The 20,465-nt window shown below is 46.0% G+C and carries 20 protein-coding genes; 3 read left to right on the plus strand and 17 right to left on the minus strand.

The genetic code is table 11. The features are described from left to right. Positions 1–70: 70 nt before the first annotated feature. The 5 genes from leuD to ABNK31_RS14585 all read right to left on the minus strand — a co-directional run bounded on the left by leuD (position 71) and on the right by ABNK31_RS14585 (position 5,550). Positions 71–667 carry a 3-isopropylmalate dehydratase small subunit gene (gene leuD, locus ABNK31_RS14565; RefSeq protein WP_418893187.1) on the minus strand — a complete coding sequence of 199 codons (597 nt, stop codon included), beginning with the start codon at positions 665–667 and terminating at the stop codon, positions 71–73. An 82-nt stretch (positions 668–749) separates the two neighbouring features. Further along, entirely contained in the window at positions 750–1,115 is a 366-nt protein-coding gene (locus ABNK31_RS14570) for a four helix bundle protein (protein ID WP_418893188.1), read from the minus strand. 75 nt (positions 1,116–1,190) lie between these two features. Further along, positions 1,191–2,591 (minus strand): 3-isopropylmalate dehydratase large subunit, encoded by a 1,401-nt coding sequence (gene leuC / locus ABNK31_RS14575; RefSeq protein ID WP_418893189.1) that lies wholly within the window; start codon positions 2,589–2,591, stop codon positions 1,191–1,193. Positions 2,592–2,649: 58 nt separating this feature from the next. After that, positions 2,650–4,134: a 2-isopropylmalate synthase gene (locus ABNK31_RS14580; protein ID WP_418893190.1), complete on the minus strand. Its 1,485-nt coding sequence runs from the start codon at positions 4,132–4,134 to the stop codon at positions 2,650–2,652. A gap of 417 nt (positions 4,135–4,551) precedes the next feature. After that, positions 4,552–5,550, minus strand: a complete 999-nt coding sequence (locus ABNK31_RS14585; protein WP_418893191.1) for a malate dehydrogenase — start codon at positions 5,548–5,550, stop codon at positions 4,552–4,554. A gap of 569 nt (positions 5,551–6,119) precedes the next feature. Here ABNK31_RS14585 and ABNK31_RS14590 point away from each other — a divergent pair. After that, positions 6,120–7,325: an ROK family transcriptional regulator gene (locus ABNK31_RS14590; RefSeq protein WP_418893192.1), complete on the plus strand. Its 1,206-nt coding sequence runs from the start codon at positions 6,120–6,122 to the stop codon at positions 7,323–7,325. Positions 7,326–7,373: 48 nt separating this feature from the next. Here the strand turns inward: ABNK31_RS14590 and dnaJ are convergent, their stop codons facing one another. The 11 genes from dnaJ to ABNK31_RS14645 all read right to left on the minus strand — a co-directional run bounded on the left by dnaJ (position 7,374) and on the right by ABNK31_RS14645 (position 16,059). Then, complete coding sequence (dnaJ, locus tag ABNK31_RS14595) at positions 7,374–8,528, minus strand: molecular chaperone DnaJ (protein ID WP_418893193.1); 1,155 nt, start codon at positions 8,526–8,528, stop codon at positions 7,374–7,376. A 1-nt stretch (position 8,529) separates the two neighbouring features. Further along, positions 8,530–9,117: a nucleotide exchange factor GrpE gene (gene grpE, locus ABNK31_RS14600; protein ID WP_418893194.1), complete on the minus strand. Its 588-nt coding sequence runs from the start codon at positions 9,115–9,117 to the stop codon at positions 8,530–8,532. A 141-nt stretch (positions 9,118–9,258) separates the two neighbouring features. Then, on the minus strand, positions 9,259–9,816 hold the full coding sequence (locus tag ABNK31_RS14605; RefSeq protein WP_418893195.1) for a hypothetical protein: 558 nt from the start codon (positions 9,814–9,816) through the stop codon (positions 9,259–9,261). Between the two features lie 118 nt (positions 9,817–9,934). Continuing rightward, entirely contained in the window at positions 9,935–10,993 is a 1,059-nt protein-coding gene (locus tag ABNK31_RS14610) for a class I fructose-bisphosphate aldolase (RefSeq protein ID WP_418893196.1), read from the minus strand. Positions 10,994–11,090: 97 nt separating this feature from the next. Continuing rightward, positions 11,091–11,564, minus strand: coding sequence for a DUF2059 domain-containing protein (locus ABNK31_RS14615; RefSeq protein ID WP_321579368.1), 474 nt, complete (start codon positions 11,562–11,564; stop codon positions 11,091–11,093). A 65-nt stretch (positions 11,565–11,629) separates the two neighbouring features. Then, positions 11,630–12,619: a carboxypeptidase-like regulatory domain-containing protein gene (locus ABNK31_RS14620; protein WP_418893197.1), complete on the minus strand. Its 990-nt coding sequence runs from the start codon at positions 12,617–12,619 to the stop codon at positions 11,630–11,632. Then, a complete protein-coding gene (locus tag ABNK31_RS14625) occupies positions 12,594–12,794 on the minus strand; it encodes a hypothetical protein (RefSeq protein WP_418893198.1) in 201 nt (66 codons plus the stop codon). Before ABNK31_RS14625 ends, ABNK31_RS14620 begins: the two co-directional genes overlap by 26 nt. Positions 12,795–12,857: 63 nt before the next feature. Further along, positions 12,858–13,355, minus strand: a complete 498-nt coding sequence (locus tag ABNK31_RS14630) for a GNAT family N-acetyltransferase (RefSeq protein WP_418893199.1) — start codon at positions 13,353–13,355, stop codon at positions 12,858–12,860. 33 nt (positions 13,356–13,388) lie between these two features. Beyond that, complete coding sequence (locus ABNK31_RS14635; protein ID WP_418893200.1) at positions 13,389–14,231, minus strand: Rpn family recombination-promoting nuclease/putative transposase; 843 nt, start codon at positions 14,229–14,231, stop codon at positions 13,389–13,391. 69 nt (positions 14,232–14,300) lie between these two features. Continuing rightward, a complete protein-coding gene (locus tag ABNK31_RS14640) occupies positions 14,301–15,029 on the minus strand; it encodes a DUF6261 family protein (RefSeq protein WP_418893201.1) in 729 nt (242 codons plus the stop codon). 493 nt (positions 15,030–15,522) lie between these two features. Continuing rightward, complete coding sequence (locus tag ABNK31_RS14645; protein WP_418893202.1) at positions 15,523–16,059, minus strand: phosphohydrolase; 537 nt, start codon at positions 16,057–16,059, stop codon at positions 15,523–15,525. Positions 16,060–16,280: 221 nt separating this feature from the next. On the opposite strand from ABNK31_RS14645, the gene ABNK31_RS14650 reads away from it, so the two are divergent. Together ABNK31_RS14650 and ABNK31_RS14655 are read left to right on the plus strand one after the other, a co-directional pair. Next, positions 16,281–16,628 carry a hypothetical protein gene (locus ABNK31_RS14650; protein WP_321578995.1) on the plus strand — a complete coding sequence of 116 codons (348 nt, stop codon included), beginning with the start codon at positions 16,281–16,283 and terminating at the stop codon, positions 16,626–16,628. A 186-nt stretch (positions 16,629–16,814) separates the two neighbouring features. Then, positions 16,815–19,244, plus strand: a complete 2,430-nt coding sequence (locus ABNK31_RS14655; RefSeq protein ID WP_418893203.1) for a TonB-dependent receptor — start codon at positions 16,815–16,817, stop codon at positions 19,242–19,244. 133 nt (positions 19,245–19,377) lie between these two features. Here the strand turns inward: ABNK31_RS14655 and ABNK31_RS14660 are convergent, their stop codons facing one another. Further along, positions 19,378–20,319: a hydrogen peroxide-inducible genes activator gene (locus ABNK31_RS14660; RefSeq protein ID WP_418893204.1), complete on the minus strand. Its 942-nt coding sequence runs from the start codon at positions 20,317–20,319 to the stop codon at positions 19,378–19,380. Positions 20,320–20,465 lie beyond the last annotated feature (146 nt).

Below are 20,465 nucleotides of genomic sequence, written 5' to 3' on the forward strand. Positions count from 1 at the left end.
ACACGGAAGTTTTACTGAGAACGCAGAGGACTCCGTGCCGCCTCTGTTTCTCCGTGTAACAATCCTTTTATCAATACACAAAAGCGCGGTTTTGCTCGTATGCGATGATTTTATCTTTGTTGGAAAGCAGAAAATCGATATCGTCCAATCCTTTCAGCAGACATTCCTTTTTATAGGGATTGATTTCGAAAGATTCCGTTTTCCCGTTTTCATTGTTGCGGATCGTTTGCTCTTCGAGATTGACCGTCAACGTCGCTTTCGGATTTGCCTGCACGCTGTTAAAGAGTGCCGTCAGGAAAGCCTCGCTGACGACAATCGGCAGCAACCCGTTATTAAGGGCATTGTTGCGGAAGATATCGGCAAAGAAACTCGACACGACGACTTTAAATCCGTATCCGGCGATCGCCCAGGCGGCATGTTCGCGGCTCGACCCGCTGCCGAAGTTCTTGCCCGCCACCAATATCTCGCCCGAATAGGTAGGGTCGTTGAGTACAAAATCGGCCTTCGGCTCGCCGGACTTCTCATAGCGCCAATCGGCGAATAGATTATCTCCGAATCCTTCACGGGTGGTCGCTTTCAGGAAGCGGGCGGGAATAATTTGGTCGGTGTCCACATTCTCTATCGGAAGGGGGACATACGTGGATGTTAGGGTTTGAAATTTTTCCATTATTATCTAAAAATTTAATGTGTAAATTAGCTAATTAGCTAATTAGCAAATGAGCAGATGAGCAAATGAGCAGATGAGCGAATTAGGGAGTTTGGGATTTTGATGTTCCGATAATTTTATTCAATATTTTTTGGATGACATTTACCTCGTCTAATAATTCGGCTTTACAAGGATAAGACGCCGAAGACTTACATAATAATAGCCAATATTCCGTCTCGTCCGCTTCTTTCGCCGCTATCTTTATTTTATGAATAAAATCCGTTTTGCTTTCCGCATTTTGCGCTTCCCTCACATTTGCCCCGATAGACGTCGCGCTCTTTAAAAATTGCCGTCCTATTACGAATTTTCGTTCCTGTTCAAGCATTTCGGCAAAATCAATCGCATCCAAAGCGAATTTAAAAGATAAATCAACTATAACATTTCCACTTTTATCCATTTTCTCATCCATTTACTCATTTGCTAATTTGCTAATCTACTCATCTGCTAATTTGCTAATCTGCTAATCTGCTAATCTGCTAATCTGCTAATTTGCTAATTGAATCTCCGGCTGTGAAATTTTACCGGCGACGGCAGCAGCAGCCGCAACCAAAGGGCCGGCCAGAATAGTGCGTGCACCGGGTCCTTGCCGGCCTTGAAAATTCCGATTGGACGTAGAAACCGCATACTTACCGGCGGGAATTTTATCATCGTTCATCGCCAGACAAGCCGAGCATCCCGGTTGACGCAACTCAAAACCCGCCTCCTGCAAGATCTTATCCAATCCTTCTTCTTCAATCTGTTTCCGTACCTGCCAACTGCCGGGCACGAGCCAGGCGGTAACATGATCGGCCTTCTTCTTGCCTTTTACATATTCGGCGAACAGACGAAAATCCTCGATACGCCCGTTCGTGCAACTTCCCAGAAAAATATAATCGATCGGTTTTCCTTCGAGTTTCTCACCGGGTTTGAAACCCATATAGTTCAGTGACTTTTCGAACGATATTTTACCCGCATCATCGACATCCTCCAATTCCGGGATAGAGCCGTCGATAGGTATTCCCATTCCCGGGTTGGTTCCATACGTAATCATCGGCTTAATAGAGGAAGCATCGAAAATGATCTCCTTATCAAAGGTTGCACCCTCGTCGGTCTTCAACGTCTTCCAATAAGCCAACGCCTTTTCCCAACGATCGCCTTTCGGGGCGAACTCCCGTCCTTTTAAATACGCGAACGTCGTTTCATCGGGAGCAATCAATCCACCCCGGGCGCCCATTTCGATGCTTAAGTTACACAACGTCATGCGGGCCTCCATCGAAAGCGCCCGTATCGCTTCTCCGGTGTACTCTACAAAATAACCCGTAGCCCCGCCGGTAGTCAACTGAGAAATCGTATACAAAGCGACATCTTTCGCAAAAACGCCGTCGTTGAGTTTTCCTTCAAAATGGATCCGCATGGTTTTCGGACGCGTCTGCAAAATACATTGCGAAGCCAATACCATTTCCACTTCGCTCGTTCCTATACCGAAAGCGATGGCGCCGAATGCACCGTGCGTGGAAGTATGGCTGTCGCCGCAGACGATGGTCATTCCGGGTTGGGTATATCCGTTTTCGGGGCCGACCACGTGCACAATTCCGTTCTTCGGATTTCCCAAGCCATAATAAGTCAGTCCGAAATCACGGGCGTTCCGAGCTAAGGTGTCTACCTGAAAGCGCGATATCTCGTCTCGAATAGGCCGGTCCTGCCCCATCGTAGGAATATTATGGTCGGCCGTCAACGTGGTTTGTTGGGGGCGGAAGACCTGCAATCCTCTTTTTCTCAATCCCGCAAACGCCTGGGGACTGGTAACCTCATGACATAAATGCCTGTCGATATACAATTGTGTGGGGCCGTCTTTCACTGTCGCTACGACGTGTGCATCCCAAATTTTGTCGAATAATGTTTTCATCTATAATTTTATAATTTATTCTACCGACGATGTCGCCCGGAGCGGCACCCCGGTAAAGCTATACAAATTTATTGACCGCATCGATAAATGCCTCTACGGAAGCGGCTACGATATCGGTGTTCGCCGAAAAGCCATAATAAATCATTCCGTTATGTTCCACCTGCATATGTACTTTTCCCACATCATCGCTTCCGCGATTGATCGCCTGGATAAGAAACTCCTGAATGACGGTTTCCCGATTAATGATTTTCTTTACTGCTTTGATAGCCGCATCGACAGGGCCGTTACCCGTCGCAGCCGCTTCGAAATGTTCGCCGGCAATATCGAGCCCGAGGCTTGCCACGGGGCGCAATCCCACTCCACACGATACCTGCAAATAATCGATCTTGATACGGTGCAAATGAGCTCCCCGGCCTACTAAAATAAGGATATCATCGTCATTGATATCTTTTTTCCGATCAGCCAGATCAAGAAACTTCGGATAAACTTCATCCAATTTGTCATTTTCCAACTGCACCCCTAACAATGTCAGTCGGTTTTTAAGGGCTGCCCGCCCGCTTCGAGCCGTTAAGACAATAGCATTGTCATCGATGCCGACATCTTTGGGATTGATGATTTCGTATGTCGCGACATTCTTCAATACACCATCCTGATGAATGCCCGATGAATGGGCGAAGGCATTCCGTCCCACAATGGCTTTGTTGGGCTGCACCGGCATATTCATCAACGCCGACACCAAGCGGCTGGTATCATATATTTTCTGCGTATTGATATTGGTGTCAAAACCCCTTTCCTTATGACTTTTCAACGCCATCGCCACTTCTTCCAGCGAAGTGTTTCCGGCCCGCTCGCCGATACCGTTTATGGTAACTTCCACCTGGCGGGCACCGTTGATCACCCCCGATAAGGTATTAGCCGTAGCCATTCCCAGATCCTGATGACAATGGGTAGACAGGATGGCGCTTTTCATGTCTACATGGTCGATTAAATATTTTATTTTCGCACCATATTCATCCGGAAAGCAATATCCCGTCGTGTCGGGGATATTCACCACCGTTGCGCCGGCATCGACCACCGCTTGTACGACACGGGCCAAATACTCGTTGTCGGTTCGTCCGGCATCTTCGGCATAAAATTCCACATCGTCCACAAAGCGACGGGCAAAGCGCGTGGCTTTGACGGCTCGTTCAATGATTTCTTCGCGATTGGAATTGAATTTATACTTGATATGAGCATCGGAAGTCCCGATGCCGGTATGGATACGTTTACGCTTGGCATATTTCAACGCCTCGGCAGCCACTTCGATATCTTTTTCCACCGCACGGGTCAAGGCACAAATAACAGGCCAAGTGACCGCTTTCGATATTTCGACGACCGAATTAAAATCTCCGGGACTCGATACCGGAAACCCGGCTTCAATCACATCCACACCTAATAACTCAAGCGCTTTCGCCACTTGAATCTTTTCGATTGTATTTAATTGACAACCCGGAACCTGTTCTCCGTCTCGTAACGTGGTGTCAAAAACATAAATTCGTTCCATTATCTTTCAAATCATTTATATTTATACTAAAAAACCTTTCCCACACTGTGAGAAAGGTCATCTTTTCGTTTATTGTTCAAATTCATCAACTACATGCCATCCTCACCCGCTGAAGTTATCCAGAAGTAGAATAGAAATGACTAGAATATGAATAATAGGATGGTTCATATAATAACTGAAAACACTATCGTTTTATTTAATTGTTGCAAAGTAAAAGCAAAAATACGGAACGACAAAATATTTCGCCATATTTATTCCTAAAATCTTACACATTGATATGTTTTTCCCCGGATTATCGATGATATATCATTTGATAATCGATTGATATCTGTTGATTTATTCGATTATCGCTATTTTTTGTAAAAAGAAGGACTTCCGGAGTTTTCCCGGAAGTCCTTCTTATCGATACCTATAATCTTATAAATTAGGATTAATAGAACTCCATTGACTGATTGCAGGAATAACCCCCATGGCAATCACTTGATCACGAAGGTCGCATAAGTGAGCGTAACTTTCTTTTAATTCAGCTATTTCACTATCCGTTCCCTTTACTTCGGCATAAGCCACGCCTTTTTTCGTTATCGACGTTTCCATCGCCATCATGATGTGGTCGAATCCCTGGCTGTGTACATAACAACCGGCCGGCCAACGGAAAGCGTCACCGCCCATTGCCGCACGGATCATTTCGACCGATACATAAGCAGGGCTTTGGAAAGAAGAGCGTCCACGCAATTTGATAATATTTGCGCCCCCCTTGGTAACGCGTTGTTTGAGCTCGGCCCAATCTTCGTCGGTCAATTTAGAGGTGCCGATCAAATCGAGGAGCGGTTGTCCGTTAACTTTTGCCGTAGAAGCAAATACAGCCATTTGTTCACCGTGTCCTCCGTACGTACGGGTATTGGTCACTTCGCTTTGTTTCAAACCGAAATGTTTTGCCAATTCGCTTTGCAAGCGAGTACTGTCGAGACCGGCTAAAGTAGTCACCTGAGTAGGTTTCAGTCCGGAATGAATCAAAGCTACCAATCCGGTAATATCCGCCGGATTGAAAATGATGGTCAGATGTTTGAGATCAGGGCAATACGCTTTGATATCTTTTCCTAATTGGGCGGCAATTTCTGCATTTCCTTTCAAAAGATCTTCGCGCGTCATACCCTCTTTGCGGGGCGCCCCACCCGAAGAAATCATATACTTGGTATCGGTAAAAGCTTCTTTGATGTCGGTTGTGAAAGAAAAGTTGATACCATCGAATCCACAATGACGCATCTCTTCATACACGCCCTCTAAGCCTTTGGCAAAAGGATCGTAAAGACAAATGTCGGACGTTAAATGCATCATGGCAGCGGTTTGGGCCATATTGGAACCAATCATACCGGCTGCTCCTACAATAGTTAATTTCTCGTTCGTTAAAAAGTTCATAATCAAATTATTTATAGTTATAGTAGTACCTACGTTTTAGAACTTCAAAAGTACATGTTTTTCTCCTATTTAAAGAAATAATTCCGCAAATAAAACTTAGAAACTGTTTAAATTTCTTACGAAAGGCGGAAATGAAAGTATTCTTCGCCTTCAAAAAGTTTCTTTTTTGTATTCTTCTTCCTCTTATTTGGCTCAAATAGCCCGTGAGGAATGTGTCATTGCGGTCTTGATCCGCCATCTCCTGATAAAAGGAGGATGTATACGATGGATGACGAAGAGATTCGATAAGGAAAAAAGAGCCGGTTCTATCAATATATAGAAGAGGGAAGACTATTATATTAAAAAAGTTTACTATTTTTGCACGACATGCATAGTAGATTTATTTATCTCTTCACACTTATTTAAAGAAAAGAGACGATCACGACACAATATGCCTGTAATCAGAGGAATGTTTTTTAGCAAACAGCTATCTTTCCTATCATTAACGAAGCAACAGGAATGTCTGCCGATAAAACAGGCAGAAAACCGCTATTCATAAAACGATTTATATTCTACGACAAAATACTGTTATGGTAAAGAATTTTTTTTCATCGAAAGATAAAAGTCCGAAGAATATCCAAATAAAGAAGGATATAATCAATCATTTTATCACAACGGGTAATGATACGATTGCCGAATTATCAAAAGAACTGGATCTTAGCGTACCGACCGTCACAAAATTCATCGGGGAACTCACAGAAGACGGCTACATTTCGGAGTTTGGAAAAGTCCAAACGGCAGGTGGCAGGCACCCGAGTGTATACGGCTTAAACCCCTCCTCTATTTATTTTGTAGGAGTCGACATGACAAGGCATCACCTGAGCATGGCCTTAATGGATTTTAAAGGCAATATTGTAGACCAGCAAATAGGGGTTCATTATATTTGTGAAAATACGACTGAGTCCTTTGACGCATTATGCCATCACATCCAAAAGTTCATTGACCGAACAGGAAAGTTAAAAGATAAAATCTACAACATCAATCTGAACATATCCGGGCGTGTCAACCCCGAATCGGGACATAGTTACAGCAGCTTCTACTTTAGCGAACAGCCGATTACGGAAATTCTATCTAAACGGTTACAATACAAGGTCGGCATCGATAATGATACGCGCGCCATGGCGTACGGGGAGTATATGAAAGGCGCAATCGAAGGCGAAAAGAATGTCATTTTTGTCAATATAAGCTGGGGATTGGGTATCGGAATTATCATCGACGGAAAACTCTATTACGGAAAGTCGGGGTTTTCGGGTGAGTTCGGCCATTTTCCGGCATTCGACAACGAGATTATTTGCCACTGCGGAAAAAAAGGATGTCTTGAAACCGAAGCCTCCGGACTCGCCATTCACCGCATGGTGCTCGAACGAATCGCCAGAGGGGAAAGCACCATCCTTACGGAACATGTGAAAAACGTCCAAGATATCACGTTGACGGATATCATTCGGGCAACGAACATGGAGGATACCATGTGCATTGAAATCCTTGAAGAAGTGGGGTATAAACTGGGAAAGTATATCGCGGGACTGATTAACATCTTTAATCCTGAATTGCTCGTTATCGGAGGACAAGTAGCCGAAACGGACGGATTTATTTTACTTCCGATACGAAGCGCGGTGCGAAAGTATTCTTTGAGCCTGGTGAATAAAGACTCTCATATCGTGCTCTCGAAATTGAAGAACCGGGCAGGTATCATCGGAGCATGCATGGTGGCAAGAAGCCGGCTGTTCAATGACTAACGAAACTTACCCGAGGGCATCGCCCGAAGCGACGCCCTCGAGGTAATATTAATCAAACATCTTCTTGAATTTATTAAACACGCTTTTCTTCGCTGTTTTAGAGGGCGCAAAATTGGGAGATTTATCCATCTCCTCCATAAGTTTGCGTTCTTTGTCGCTTAATTCCTCCGGCACGTATACATTGACATTGACCAACTCGTCCCCTCTGCCGAAACCGTTCACCGAAGGCAATCCCTTATTGCGCAAACGAAGCACCTTGCCCGGTTGGGTTCCGGGCTCGATTTTCACTTTCGCCACCCCGTCAATGGTCGGTACCTCCACCGTTCCGCCTAAAGCGGCCGCGGGAAAACTCAGGAAAAGATTATAAATCACATCATTCTCATCGCGAATCAAGTCCGGATCCTCCTCCTCTTCAATCACAATCAAGAGATCGCCATTCACGCCTCCACGCCGTGCGGCATTTCCTTTTCCCTGTAACGATAACTGCATTCCTTCGGCAACACCCGCAGGAATCTTAATCGGTATGACCTCCTCATCCCGCAGAATACCTTCGCCGGCACAAAACGTACATTTTTTCGTAATGATTTTGCCTTCGCCATTGCAGGTCGGACACGTGGTCGTCGTTTGCATTTGACCGATAATCGTATTCGTCACCTTCGTAACGACACCCGAACCATGACAAGTGTGACACGTAGAATAAGAATTTCCGTTTTCGGAGCCATTCCCGTTACAATGCGAGCACGCAACGTATTTTTTTACTTTTATCTTTTTCTCGACACCATTCAGTATTTCTTTCAGATTCAGTTTTACTTTTACGCGAAGATCCGACCCGCGGTTGGTACGACGGGAGCTTCCGCCCCATGAGGAACCGCCGAAGCCGCCAAAACCGCCGAAACTGCCGAAGATGTCTCCGAATTGAGAAAAGATGTCTTCCATCGACATCCCTCCGCCGCCAAAGCCGCCGCCCGCAGCGCCTCCGACACCGGCATGCCCGAACTGATCGTAGCGCGCCCGTTTATTCGCATCGCTTAAAACCTCGTACGCTTCGGCAGCCTCTTTAAATTTTTCTTCGGCTTCCTTATCGCCGGGGTTTTTATCCGGATGATATTGAATGGCTTTTTTCCGATACGCTTTTTTAATTTCTTCGACCGTTGCCGTCTTGCCGACCTCCAGTATTTCGTAATAATCTCTTTTTTCCGCCATTTTAGTCGCCTACAATTACTTTGGGATAACGAATAATTTTGTCATTCAATTGATATCCCTTTTGAATGCAATCCACCACTATTCCTTTTTTCGTTTTATCCTCCACGGGAATAGTCGTAACCGCTTCGTACCGATCGGGATCGAAAGGCAGCCCGACCGCCTCGATTTCTTCCACGCCATGCTGTTGAAGGAATTTGACGAATTTGGAATAAATCAAATCCAACCCATCCAATAAAGCGTCTTTTTCCTCGGCTTTGTGAAGCGATTCCAACGCACGTTCGAAATCATCGATCAGAGGAATAATGTCGGCGAGCACTTTTTCTCCCCCGCTTTTGATGATATCGATTTTTTCTTTGGTGGTCCGTTTCCGATAATTGTCAAAATCGGCATGCAGACGAAGATAACTATCGTTTAAATCAGCATATTTCTCTTGCCATTCATTTTGTTCCTGATCGGAAGACCATTCACCGTCTGCCAAATTGTCGTTTTCGCCTTCTTGGTCGGCTATATGACGATCGTCTCCGCCCTCAGTGCCGGGCTTCGTCTCATCGTTCTGAATATCCGTATCGTTTTTTTTCTGTTGCTCCATTCTGTTTTATTATTTTGTAACTGATTACTAATTGATCGCTTTATAAAAAGGAAGCATCGCTTTGCACCCTACGCATAAGTCCTACAAATAGCTTGCCAAAAAAGAAAACGCCTCTGTTTTTTTAATACCGGCTCAAGAGAATCATCTTTTGAGTGAAGAAATCTCTTTATAATTCAATTTTGATTTTAGCCATGTAACGAGGTTCTCATATTGTCCCGACGGCAGTTCTTCTTTCTTAAGAACAAAAGCATTGATAAAAGAATCGTTTATCAACAAGAGGAGATAGCCATCATAAATAGTATAATAGGTAAACATGGACCATCGGAATTGCACGGCCTTTTCTTTATCGGTATATTTCAGGAACTCTTCCGAAAACTCATACGTACAATCCATATCCATCGCTTCGTACTTGTCGGCTACTTCATGGGTTTTGCGAATGTATCTCCTTTTAGCGGCCCCATATATCAGTGCGCTAAAAACAGCATATAACATAAAAAGAATGCCGACCAATATAAACGGATTGGGCGAGCCATCGTCGCTACCGGCAAGGATGCCCAGCGCCAAGAAAGCCGCCGCAGCGATAAAAAAATTTACCCGTTGCTTGCGACTGCCTTGTCTCGATTGGAGTTTCCATAAAACAATTTGCTGACGAATAAATTGCTCTTTGTCATACGGAAAATGAAAGTTGAATGATTCCATGAGTGCATTACAAATTCGACAAAGATAGTTCTTTTATACGATTTTGTTGAAAATATACGAAGGCCGATTTCTCAACCGGCCTTCTTCATTTAATAATACCTACTTAAAAATCTTGGTTCTACGCCAAGGTAATCTCTTTGTCCAAATACACATCCTGAATAGAGTGGATTAATTTCACTCCTTCATTCATCGGTTTTTGGAACGCTTTACGTCCGCAAATCAAACCGATACCCCCGGCACGTTTATTCACCACCGCAGTGTACACGGCATCGGCCAAGTCGCTTGCTCCATGCGATTCGCCTCCGGAATTAATCAATCCCACACGCCCCATATATCCGTTCGCCACCTGATAACGGCACAGATCGATCGGATGGTCGGAAGAAAGCTTATCATACATAGCGGGATTGCTTTTGGCAAATTTAATCGCCGTAAAACCGCCGTTGTTGGTGGGCAATTTCTGCTTTACGATATCGGCCTTGATGGTTACGCCGATATGGTTTGCCTGCCCCGTAAGGTCTGCCGCACTATGATAATCGACGCCGTCTTTTTTGAACCCATTGTTGCGCAGATAACACCACAAGACGGTAGCCATTCCTAATTCATGCGCATATTCAAACGCTTCGGCGACTTCCACAATTTGACGGCGGCTTTCTTCGGAACCGAAATAAATCGTCGCCCCCACAGCCGCAGCACCCATGTTCCAAGCTTCTTCAATCGTTCCGAAAAGAATCTGATTATACGAATTGGGATACGTGAGGAGTTCGTTGTGATTGATTTTAACGATGAACGGAATCTTGTGCGCATATTTACGCGCCACCGAAGCCAAAACGCCATAAGTAGAGGCCACTGCATTGCAATCTGCCTCGAGAGCCAACTTTACAATATTTTCAGGATCGAAATACAACGGATTGGGAGCAAAAGAAGCCCCGGCAGTATGTTCGATACCCTGATCAACGGGAAGAATGGACAAATAACCGGTATCGGCCAAGCGTCCGTGTCCGAACAAACGTTGCAAGTTATTCAACGTAGGAATATTTCGATCGGAATCAATCCAGAGGTTATCGACAACATCAGGGCCGGTAGCATGGATCAATGATTTATCAATCGTTTTACTTACATGATTCAGGAGATATTCACTTTTATCTCCCAACAATTGCGTAATCTTAGAATTTGCCATAGCTAATAAAATAATATATTAATCTGTTTATTGTATAGAACATTTTTCATCCGTATAAGTTCGCCTTTTCACTTTTGTTATCACAATAACACAAGGCTCAAGGCTCGACGCTCAAATCCTTTAATTTAGAAGCCAGCTTTCCTTGAAATTCCGGCATATATTTCGTCATCATCGAGTTCATCAGATCTTTCGTGACTTCGGGGTTCTTTTCAATCAGTTTTTTACCGGTCGGCGTTTCGTAAAACCGGATTAAATCCTTAATTTCTTCCTGCGTAAAATGACGGTTGTAGATATCGACCATCTCCTGGTTGACCATCTTATCGGATAAATCACGCACTTCCGTTTTCATAAATTCGACATATTCGTCGTATTTTTCTTTTGCTGCGGCCCCTTGTATTTTACCTTCGGCCTGTTGTTGAAAGACCGCCAGCATGTTGTCCATCATGTCATCGATCGTTTTTTCAGATTGCATTAACTCGAACAGCCTTTTAATATCCGCCGTTTTGTCTTGGGCCGCGATGCTCATGCAGCAAACAACGGCGAGAAAAGGAAGGAACACTAATTTTTTCATTGATTTGATTGTTTTTAATACCGTTCTTGACGGCGTGACTAACTTATTTATTTTTTATTTTTCACTTATTTGTTTAGATATTCTCCGTCGACACCTTTCACCCGGATAGGTTGTGTCAATTCGGCGCCACCCCATTCGACAAGCGTAAATCCTTTTCTGGCCGGGGCCTGTAATTGCTGAGGGTTTACCTCGAAAGGGGTCTCCAGACCCTTGCAATCCATAAACACCCGAATGGCCGTATCCGGAGCGGGACTAACGATATTCTCCGAAATAACATCATACTCCTCGCCTACTCTGAAATGAATGAAATGCCACTCCTGTTGCATCAAATAAGGAGTCCAGTAAACAATAAAATCATTGTATTCGCGTGGCGTCAAGCCCATAAACGATAAGTTCTCCTGAAGAAACGGAACGATAGAATCTTTATGAACGACAAACCCGCTGTCATAAGTTACCTCCTCCGCTCTATAGTGCTTCTCTCCCTCCCAAAACAAATAAGCGTATTCGCGACCATCGGAGGTATTTTTCAACAAGCCGCCGGGAGTCGCCGTGACTTGCCAACCGTTTTCATACAGCGGATAAGTAAACGATAACGCGCCATCGTACTTTATTTTGACAGAGACCATCCTTTCCGTTTCCGGATAAAGATAAATGACCGGCTTCCGCACCATAATGTTCTTTACCTGCTTAGGCTCGTTCATAATCATTACCCCTGATTTTTCACTTTCTATTTTATTCATTTTAATCAGCCTCAAATCCTCTTGCTTTAAAGAGACATCGATGATTTCCCGATTCCCGACTTTTATTTTTTCGGTTTGCTTTCCAATATACCGATAGGTAATAACGGTGTTGGTATCCGGCACGGTGAGGATATATCTCCCCAATGAGTCGGAAAAAGTAACGGATTTATCATTGAGACGGATGCTCACTCCCGGCAAGGGATTCCGTTCACAGTCAGTAACGGTTCCGGAAATCTCCTTCTGCGCCCACAAAGGAATCGTAACGAACAGAAAGAACAAGGAAAACGCCTCACGAAATAATTTTCTGTGTATCATAATCATTTTTCAATTGAAAAAATTCGGCATCCGAAATAATTTCTTCTTCTTTCAACCAATTCAACCGGCTGAGAAAAACCTCTTCCGGTATATTCACATCAACCAGGCTATATTTGCCTCTTAAATACGCTTTGGAAGCATCGATCAACTGCCGGATAAAATCCAACCCATTCATATTTTCATATTTATCTTTAAAGAATCAATCAACGATATTCCCGCCCGGAATAACACACTCAGGCTAATGATACAGGCGCTTACTTTTTTGGAAAGCCAACCTTTCGGTGGCGTCATGCGTAAAGATCATGCCGCAACGGAGATATCCGTTTTTTTCCAATATATTTTGCATTATGATGTTATCCCGGTGAGTATCGATGCGCATGTTATCGCATTGCAGCAAGCACCATTCCAGGCAAAAGTGAGCGACACCTTTATGTCTGCCGTTCGAAGCCAAACGATGCACCACTCCGTAAGGATCGTCATTCAACCATTCCCCGTTATAAATCCGGGCATACGTCGACTCCTCTTCAACCGCAAAATAAAAGGTCCCGACGAGTTCGCCTTTATGCTGAAACACATACTGTTTATCATCGAGTATGCTTTTTTCAATCAACTCGCGCGAAGGATAACTGTCGCCCCATTGCTTTTTATTGCCGGAACGTTGCATTCCTTGCCGTGCCACATGATAAATATCCATAATAGCCTCCAGATCCTTTATTTTCGCTTTTCTGAGTACCATAGCCTGTAAAGTAACACGTGTAAGGAACGAAAGTCATTCAATGCCATCGATTTCAGTCAGGGACAATCCGGTAACCCGGGCAATCGTTTCTGAGGACATGCCATTTGCTTTCATGTTCCGGGCGACTTCTATCCGCGCCCTTTTCTCGCCTATTTTCTGACCTTTTCTCTGCCCTTCTCTCTTAGCCGTATTCATTTGCGCCAGGCGGTCGCGGTAGGCTCTGATGTCGGCATCGTACCTCCTGCGCTCCTCTTTACTCAGGGAAGCCAGGTCGGTAATCTGTTCCAGTTTTTCAAAAACCGGATTCCGGTCTTTGAAAGGTATTTTCTCCAATGTTGTCATGTTGCGTAATATATATAACCATTGTTCCACATTTGTTTTGCACTCCGATTCCTTTTTCGTAAAAAAAGGTAATTCGATGAAAATAAAACGCATTTTGTCGCTGATTTGTTCGTGCGTGTCGCGGTCGGCAATCATGCCATCGGTACGCAACTTGCCACGCAAGGGAAAATTCAGGAAAAACACGCCGTAAACGGCTTTCAGGGCGAATTCCCATTCCGTTCCTTTTTCTCCCTGATTGGCGATCGTCTGGGAAAGGTAATACAGTGCCCGATCACAAAAATAATCCTGTCGTACATTTTGCATTTCCACAATGAAATGTTCCCCTTTCTCCGATAGGCAAGCAATGTCGTAAATTCCCTTCCGGCCACCGTTATAGAAAGGCATCCGTTCCTTATCTTCGAAGCGGATTTCCCTAATTTTTTTCTCTCCGGCCAACAAAGCGTTTAAAAAGTCGAGCAAAAGTTCCTTGCTGTTCTCCTGCCCGAAAATCAGCTTAAAAGCCGTGTCATATAAAGGATCAATAAAGCGTGCCATGTTTGCATTATTTATCCCTTTCAGCCAAAGGGATCACGGAGATCGAGCTTCCGGTAAATGCGTTCAAACTTAGGACTTTTTCTCGTCCTCTTTCTCCTCGCCGCCCTCAAGCGGATGGTATTGCTTGCGCACTTCATCGAGTTGAAAGAACAACGAAATCAAGGCGTCGGTCGGGACGAAAGTAGCCAGTTGTTCGATGGCTGTGGTAAACTGCATGTAAGCCGAAACCACTTTATTGCGCAGGCTCGATGCCGATGCTCCCCGTGCGGCAGCGCTTACCGTGCGCTGTTTGTAGAGGGTATCGAAACCGGTATTGTAGGTTCCGAGCGACGTAAAGATACCGTCGATGCCCAATGCCGTCGCCGCAGCTTTCAACGCTTCGGACGCATTGTACTTTGCCATCATTTCGGATACGACACCCGACTCGACATCAAGCGGCAACTTGTACACCCCCTTATAAGGGCTCAAGAAATAGTCGAGTTCTTCGGCGGCTTTTTTCTTGGCCGCATCGCGGCTGCGGAGATACAGGTTTTTTGTACGGAATATCTCCTGCAAGTCGCCGTCCCGCCCTTTATCATTCGTTTCGATAAGGCCGGAAAGTTCCGATTTCTGCGACTTATTCAAGGCCGCGCCCAATTTATTATTTACCTCCGTCAACTCGGTGAGAGCTGCATTGGGTACTACTCCAAGCTCCTCGGAAAGAGGAGTCGATAAATCGATGGTGGATTTACACAACGAGAATATTTCCTCGACCGCCAATCTCGCTACATAAAGCGTAGAGAATTTTTTTTCATCCATAGTCATTTACTTTTTACCAATAAAAAAACATGAATCCTACTTAAAAAAAACGAATTGAAGGCTGTGAAAATTTCGGAAGCTTTACGCCGGTTGTTTTGGTGGCTGTGAATTTTTCAGAAGGTTCCCGACAGGTGTTTTGATGTCTGTGAAATTTTCACAAGCTCCCCGACAAGTAGTTTGGAGTCTGTGAAATTTTCAGAAGATATACGACAAGTGTTTTGAAAACTGTGAAAAATTCAGAGGCTCCGCGCCGATTTTCTGAAGTCTTACAAATTTCAACATGTCCGTAATAGAGTTGTCTTGGCACTTGTGCAATTTTCACAAAATGTTAAGGCACTATTTCCACTGAATTAATGTGGCAAATATACTCATTTTTTAAACGCCAAATGATTTTCGATCTTTTTTTTATCAAAAAAAGCCGGAGAAAACTGACATTTTCGTTTTTGGAGGATAAAGGAGGAAAAAATTTATCCGTACCCCTTACCCTGATAAATCATAGAAACAGTTCGCACCACTCGTCGAAGACCTCTACCTCATGCCACCCGTGCTTGCTGAGGCTTTCGCGCACTTTTTTCACCGGTTTCTCCTTGCCCAGTTGCGACTTGGAATAAAATTTATCGGCAAAACAGATGATTTTTTCTTCGAGGCTTTGCGGCCGCATATCGCGATGCGGAAGGGGCAGGTTGCGTTCGATAATGGTTTCGAGGCTGAGCCCCGTACCGGTGTGGCGTTCGCACACCAGCCCATGCTTGGGATAGCCCTCGGCGTCCATCAACTCACGCCCGAGATATCCGTGGCAGATATACGGCATGTCGCCCACACAAGCGATGCCGGGCGAATTGGTTTTAAAGATTCCGATGTCGTGAATCATGCCCGCTTCTTCGATAAAACGCGTATTCACGGCCAGTTCGGGATGTTTTTGTATGATGGAGAGGGCTTTGCGGGTGACGTCGGTCACGTGCGACAGGTAAATGTCGTACAGTTTAGTGCCCGGAGTATAATATTTTTCGATAATTGCCTGTATATCCATTGTTTCAGTTGATGGTCGCATCCGGGAAGGCAGCAAGGGGCGAGGACCGTTGTCCGTCTTCACGCCACAAAAGTACGATAAAATGATTATATACCGAAACTTCGGTCTACGAAATTGACCGTCACACGGCACGATCCGGGACGGGGAATTTGCAAAAAAAATAAAACAAATCGAAACGGGAGGGTTCAGAAAAAATAAAATACTGTATCTTTGCCGGCGCGATGATACGAAAAGGGAACATCATACAATGGTTTTTTCTCGTTCTGTTTACGGCTTATGTAGGCGGAATATCCCTTTTCACCCATACCCACATCATCAACAACACCACGTATGTGCATTCGCATCCTTACAAAAAAGGAGAGAAAACCCAACACACACATACGCCCAACCAACTCTTCCTCCTACAGAGTTTTTATCAAACAAGTTTAACGACGGATATCATTCCGCACATCAATCTGGCCGATCTCTCGCTGCCGACCATCATCCCCTATATCGACGGGTATGAAATGGGCCTTGTCATCGAGCCGATCGCCAACCTCCCGGCCAGGGGTCCTCCCGCACGCGGCTAACACTCCTTTTCAACCCGTTTTTTAATTTATCCGGCCGTTTTGTCTGTTTTCAAAAAAAGAATTCCGACTACGCCGTTGCTTTATCCATTTACAGGATCATGACGCCGGAAACAGGCCTTCATTTATCAGAAAAGATTTCCGAAGGACGTTCTGCGCACGATCCGTTCATAAAAATAAATACATAAAATGAAGAAATTTTTTACACTCATTCTATGTTTGCTGGCCGTGCATGCGTATGGGCAAGCAGACGAAGACATATCCCGCCAAACCGATGCCAATATTTTCGGACACGTGCTGGAAACCAAAACGCAAGAACATTTGCCGTATGTAGTCATCAAACTAAAAGGCACCACCATAGGCACCACCACCGATGCCACCGGACATTATTTTCTGAAAAACCTGCCCAAAGGCACGTTCACCCTCGAAGTCTCGATGATGGGCTTCAAAACCGCTACCCGAGAGGTGGAAATAAAAGCGCGCACCACGCAGGAAATCGATTTTGAACTCGATGAAGAGAATGTATCGCTCGATGCGGTGGTGGTATCGGCCAACCGCAATGAAACGACCCGCCGCCTGGCGCCTTCGCTGGTCAGCATCCTCGACATGAAAACGCTCGATGTGACCAACTCGAAAACGCTTTCGGAAGGATTGAAATTCCAGCCGGGACTGCGCGTCGAGAATAATTGCCAGAACTGCGGAACCACGCAGGTGCGCATTAACGGCCTCGACGGCCCCTACTCGCAGATTTTGATCGATTCGCGCCCCGTTATCGGCGCCCTTGCCGGCGTTTACAACCTCGAACAGATCCCGACCAACATGATCGAACGCATCGAAGTGGTGCGCGGCGGCGGATCGGCTCTCTTCGGCGCCAATGCCATCGGCGGAACCATTAACATCATCACCCGCGAGCCGATCCGCAACTCGGGCGAATTCGGCCACACCTTCACGTCCATCAACGGATCGGGCGCCCTCGAAAACAACACGACTTTCAATGCCTCGATAGTCAATGACAACCGCAATGCGGGCATCATGGTATACGGACAACACCGTCTGCGCGAAGGATACGACCTCGACGGCGACGGTTTTACCGAAATGCCGCTGCTCAAGAACCGAGCGCTCGGATTCCGCTCGTTCCTCAAAACCGGCGTTTACTCGAAGCTCACGCTCGAATATCAAAACATGCACGAGTTCCGCCGCGGCGGCGACAGCTTAACCCGCCAACCCTTCGAGGCTTACATCACCGAGCAACTCGAGCACTATGTGAATGGCGCGAACCTGAATTTCGAGCAATACACGCCCGACCAAAAAAATAAATTCAACCTGTATGCCGCCGTGCAACATACGCACCGCGACAGTTACTACGGCGCGGGCGATCCGTACGTCGACGATGTTCCAACCATCACGCCCGCCATGAGCCCGGAGGAAATCGACCGCGTGAACGTCCTCATCGAAAACAACACCATCCGCAAAAATGCGTACGGCACCACCACCGAACTGACTTACCAGGTGGGCGGACTGTATATGCATTCGTTCGACCGCCTTTGGTTCATGCCGGCCGACCTGACGACCGGACTCGAATATCAGGGCAGCAATCTCGAAGATGCCAGCGGCTACCGTAAAGATCCGATTTCGCAGCAAACGCGCACGGCGGGGGTTTTCTTGCAAAACGAATGGAAAACCGACCGCTGGAGCTTCCTTGCGGGCGGCCGCCTCGACAAGCACAATCTCGTCGACAAAGCCATCTTCAGCCCGAGGTTGAACATCCGTTACAATCCTACCTCCGACGTCAATTTCCGAGTCACTTACAGCGAAGGTTTCCGTGCCCCGCAGGTGTTCGATGAAGACCTGCACGTCGACATCGCCGGCGGCGAGCAGGTGGTGCGCTATCTTTCCGACAATTTGAAGGAAGAGCGTTCGCGCAGCATCAGCGGTTCCGTCGATGTGTACCGCACCCTCGGAAGCGTGCAACTCAACTTGCTTGTGGAAGGTTTTTTCACCCGGCTCGAACAGCCATTTACCGAAGTCAAACGGGGCGATAACGAAATCTGGATTGAAAATGCCGAAGACGGCGCCAAAGTGTATGGGTTGAATCTCGAAGGAAAAGCGGCTTTCGGTTCGCGGTTCGACCTACAGGCCGGCGCCACCTTCCAACGCAGCCTGTACGATAACGAAAGGAAATGGTGGGAGCCCGAAACGCCCGAAGAGGAAGCGTTGGACCAGGTGACGCCCTCCAAACGCATGATGCGCACCCCCGACGCGTATGCTTACTTCGTGGCTACTTACAAGCCGCTGAAAGACTTCGCCGCCACGTTATCCGGAAACTATACGGGCAGCATGCAGGTGCCTCATGAGGCCGGCTTCGGCGTGGAAGGCGTCGACCGCTTCTCTCAAGTAAACATTACCGAGACGTCGCCCGCTTTCTTCGAACTGAATGCGAAAGTGGCCTACAATCTGGCCATCTATGCTGATTTGCAAGTAGAGTTGAACGCCGGCGTGCAGAACATTTTCAATTCGTTTCAAGATGATTTCGATACCGGTGCCGGCAGGGCGTCGAGTTATATTTACGGGCCCGGAACGCCGAGATCGTTTTTCGCAGGATTTAAATTGAAACTGTAAGTTGGTGGATGGAGACTGGAGGTTGAAGGTTGGAGATTGGAACATAGTCTCTCATCTTCCAACTTCCAACCTCCATCTTCTATCCTCTATCCTCTATCCTCTAACCACCATCCTCTATCTTCTATCCTCCCCCTTACAACGGAATCACATATTTCTTCATTGCCGTATCTTTCAAGGAATCGGGAACCGACAGTTGTACTTCCTCTTTAATAATCGCAATCATCCGTTCGCGCAAGAAATCCTTTCGGGTGATCAGGCTTATTTCACGTACCGGCGTAGTATTCTTAAACGGGCGAACATTCTTTATCTGTACATCGGTCAGATTTTCCACCGCCATTTCGGGAATCACCGTAAGACCCTCGTTTTTATCGACGATATGCACGAGCGTGTCGATGCTCCCCGCTTCGTACGAAAAGATCGACTGGTTGCCGCGTTTTTTCTTCAAGTTACATAAATGCAAAATCTGCGTGCGGAAGCAATGCACTTCGTCCAAGAGCCATAGTTTGGTCGCATTCAGGTCACTTTCGTCGAGCGAAGTCTTTGCATACAAAGCCCGTTCATGCGGCGAAACATACGCAAAAAAACGTTCGTAGTACAGCGGATATTCCTTTATCGCATTTTCTTTCAACGGCGTCGCCAGGATGCCGCCGTCGAGCGTATCTTTACTCAAGCCGAGTAAAATCTGGTCGGTCGTCAATTCGTGAATCACAATACGGATGTCGTACTTGTTACCCGAATGAATATGCATGAGTTTCGGCAACAGGTAAGGCGACACGGTGGGAATAATCCCCAGGCGGAAAACGCCCTTTATCATTCCCTTTTCCTCATTAATGATTTCTTTGATTTGATTGACCTGCGCAACGGCCATACGCGCCTGTTCAATAATGCGCAGCCCGATATCGGTGGGTTGCACCGGCAATTGCGAACGGTCGAAAATCTTCACACCCAGTTCTTCTTCGAGTTTTTGGATCATCATACTCAAAGTGGGTTGCGTAACGAAAGAAGCTTCCGCCGCTCTCGAAAAATGCCGGTAAGTATCTACCGCGATCACATATTCAAGTTGTTGGATATTCATATATTCATCGAATTATAGAAGAAATCGTTTATGTTCTCACTTGTTCGGGCCGATAGCGGCGCTCAGGGCGGCGTTCGGCCACGTTCGCCGCGAACTTTCACGTCGGGCTATGGCCAAAGGGTGCACGTCCTTCGCAAAATTACGGA

Source organism: Limibacterium fermenti (assembly GCF_041902845.1).
Classification (GTDB): Bacteria; Bacteroidota; Bacteroidia; order Bacteroidales; family Dysgonomonadaceae; genus Limibacterium; species Limibacterium fermenti.

Excerpts from the sequence above, each read along its gene's own strand:
- leuC (WP_418893189.1), bottom strand. The coding sequence starts at position 2,591 with ATGAAAACATTATTCGACAAAATTTGGGATGCACACGTCGTAGCGACA.
- ABNK31_RS14650 (WP_321578995.1), top strand. The coding sequence starts at position 16,281 with ATGATACGAAAAGGGAACATCATACAATGGTTTTTTCTCGTTCTGTTT.
- ABNK31_RS14660 (WP_418893204.1), bottom strand. The coding sequence starts at position 20,319 with ATGAATATCCAACAACTTGAATATGTGATCGCGGTAGATACTTACCGG.
- ABNK31_RS14630 (WP_418893199.1), bottom strand. The coding sequence starts at position 13,355 with ATGGTACTCAGAAAAGCGAAAATAAAGGATCTGGAGGCTATTATGGAT.
- ABNK31_RS14645 (WP_418893202.1), bottom strand. The coding sequence starts at position 16,059 with ATGGATATACAGGCAATTATCGAAAAATATTATACTCCGGGCACTAAA.
- ABNK31_RS14615 (WP_321579368.1), bottom strand. The coding sequence starts at position 11,564 with ATGAAAAAATTAGTGTTCCTTCCTTTTCTCGCCGTTGTTTGCTGCATG.
- ABNK31_RS14640 (WP_418893201.1), bottom strand. The coding sequence starts at position 15,029 with ATGGATGAAAAAAAATTCTCTACGCTTTATGTAGCGAGATTGGCGGTC.
- ABNK31_RS14625 (WP_418893198.1), bottom strand. The coding sequence starts at position 12,794 with ATGAATGGGTTGGATTTTATCCGGCAGTTGATCGATGCTTCCAAAGCG.
- ABNK31_RS14655 (WP_418893203.1), top strand. The coding sequence starts at position 16,815 with ATGAAGAAATTTTTTACACTCATTCTATGTTTGCTGGCCGTGCATGCG.
- ABNK31_RS14620 (WP_418893197.1), bottom strand. The coding sequence starts at position 12,619 with ATGATACACAGAAAATTATTTCGTGAGGCGTTTTCCTTGTTCTTTCTG.
- ABNK31_RS14610 (WP_418893196.1), bottom strand. The coding sequence starts at position 10,993 with ATGGCAAATTCTAAGATTACGCAATTGTTGGGAGATAAAAGTGAATAT.
- ABNK31_RS14605 (WP_418893195.1), bottom strand. The coding sequence starts at position 9,816 with ATGGAATCATTCAACTTTCATTTTCCGTATGACAAAGAGCAATTTATT.
- grpE (WP_418893194.1), bottom strand. The coding sequence starts at position 9,117 with ATGGAGCAACAGAAAAAAAACGATACGGATATTCAGAACGATGAGACG.
- ABNK31_RS14635 (WP_418893200.1), bottom strand. The coding sequence starts at position 14,231 with ATGGCACGCTTTATTGATCCTTTATATGACACGGCTTTTAAGCTGATT.
- ABNK31_RS14585 (WP_418893191.1), bottom strand. The coding sequence starts at position 5,550 with ATGAACTTTTTAACGAACGAGAAATTAACTATTGTAGGAGCAGCCGGT.
- leuD (WP_418893187.1), bottom strand. The coding sequence starts at position 667 with ATGGAAAAATTTCAAACCCTAACATCCACGTATGTCCCCCTTCCGATA.
- ABNK31_RS14580 (WP_418893190.1), bottom strand. The coding sequence starts at position 4,134 with ATGGAACGAATTTATGTTTTTGACACCACGTTACGAGACGGAGAACAG.
- ABNK31_RS14570 (WP_418893188.1), bottom strand. The coding sequence starts at position 1,115 with ATGGATGAGAAAATGGATAAAAGTGGAAATGTTATAGTTGATTTATCT.
- ABNK31_RS14590 (WP_418893192.1), top strand. The coding sequence starts at position 6,120 with ATGGTAAAGAATTTTTTTTCATCGAAAGATAAAAGTCCGAAGAATATC.
- dnaJ (WP_418893193.1), bottom strand. The coding sequence starts at position 8,528 with ATGGCGGAAAAAAGAGATTATTACGAAATACTGGAGGTCGGCAAGACG.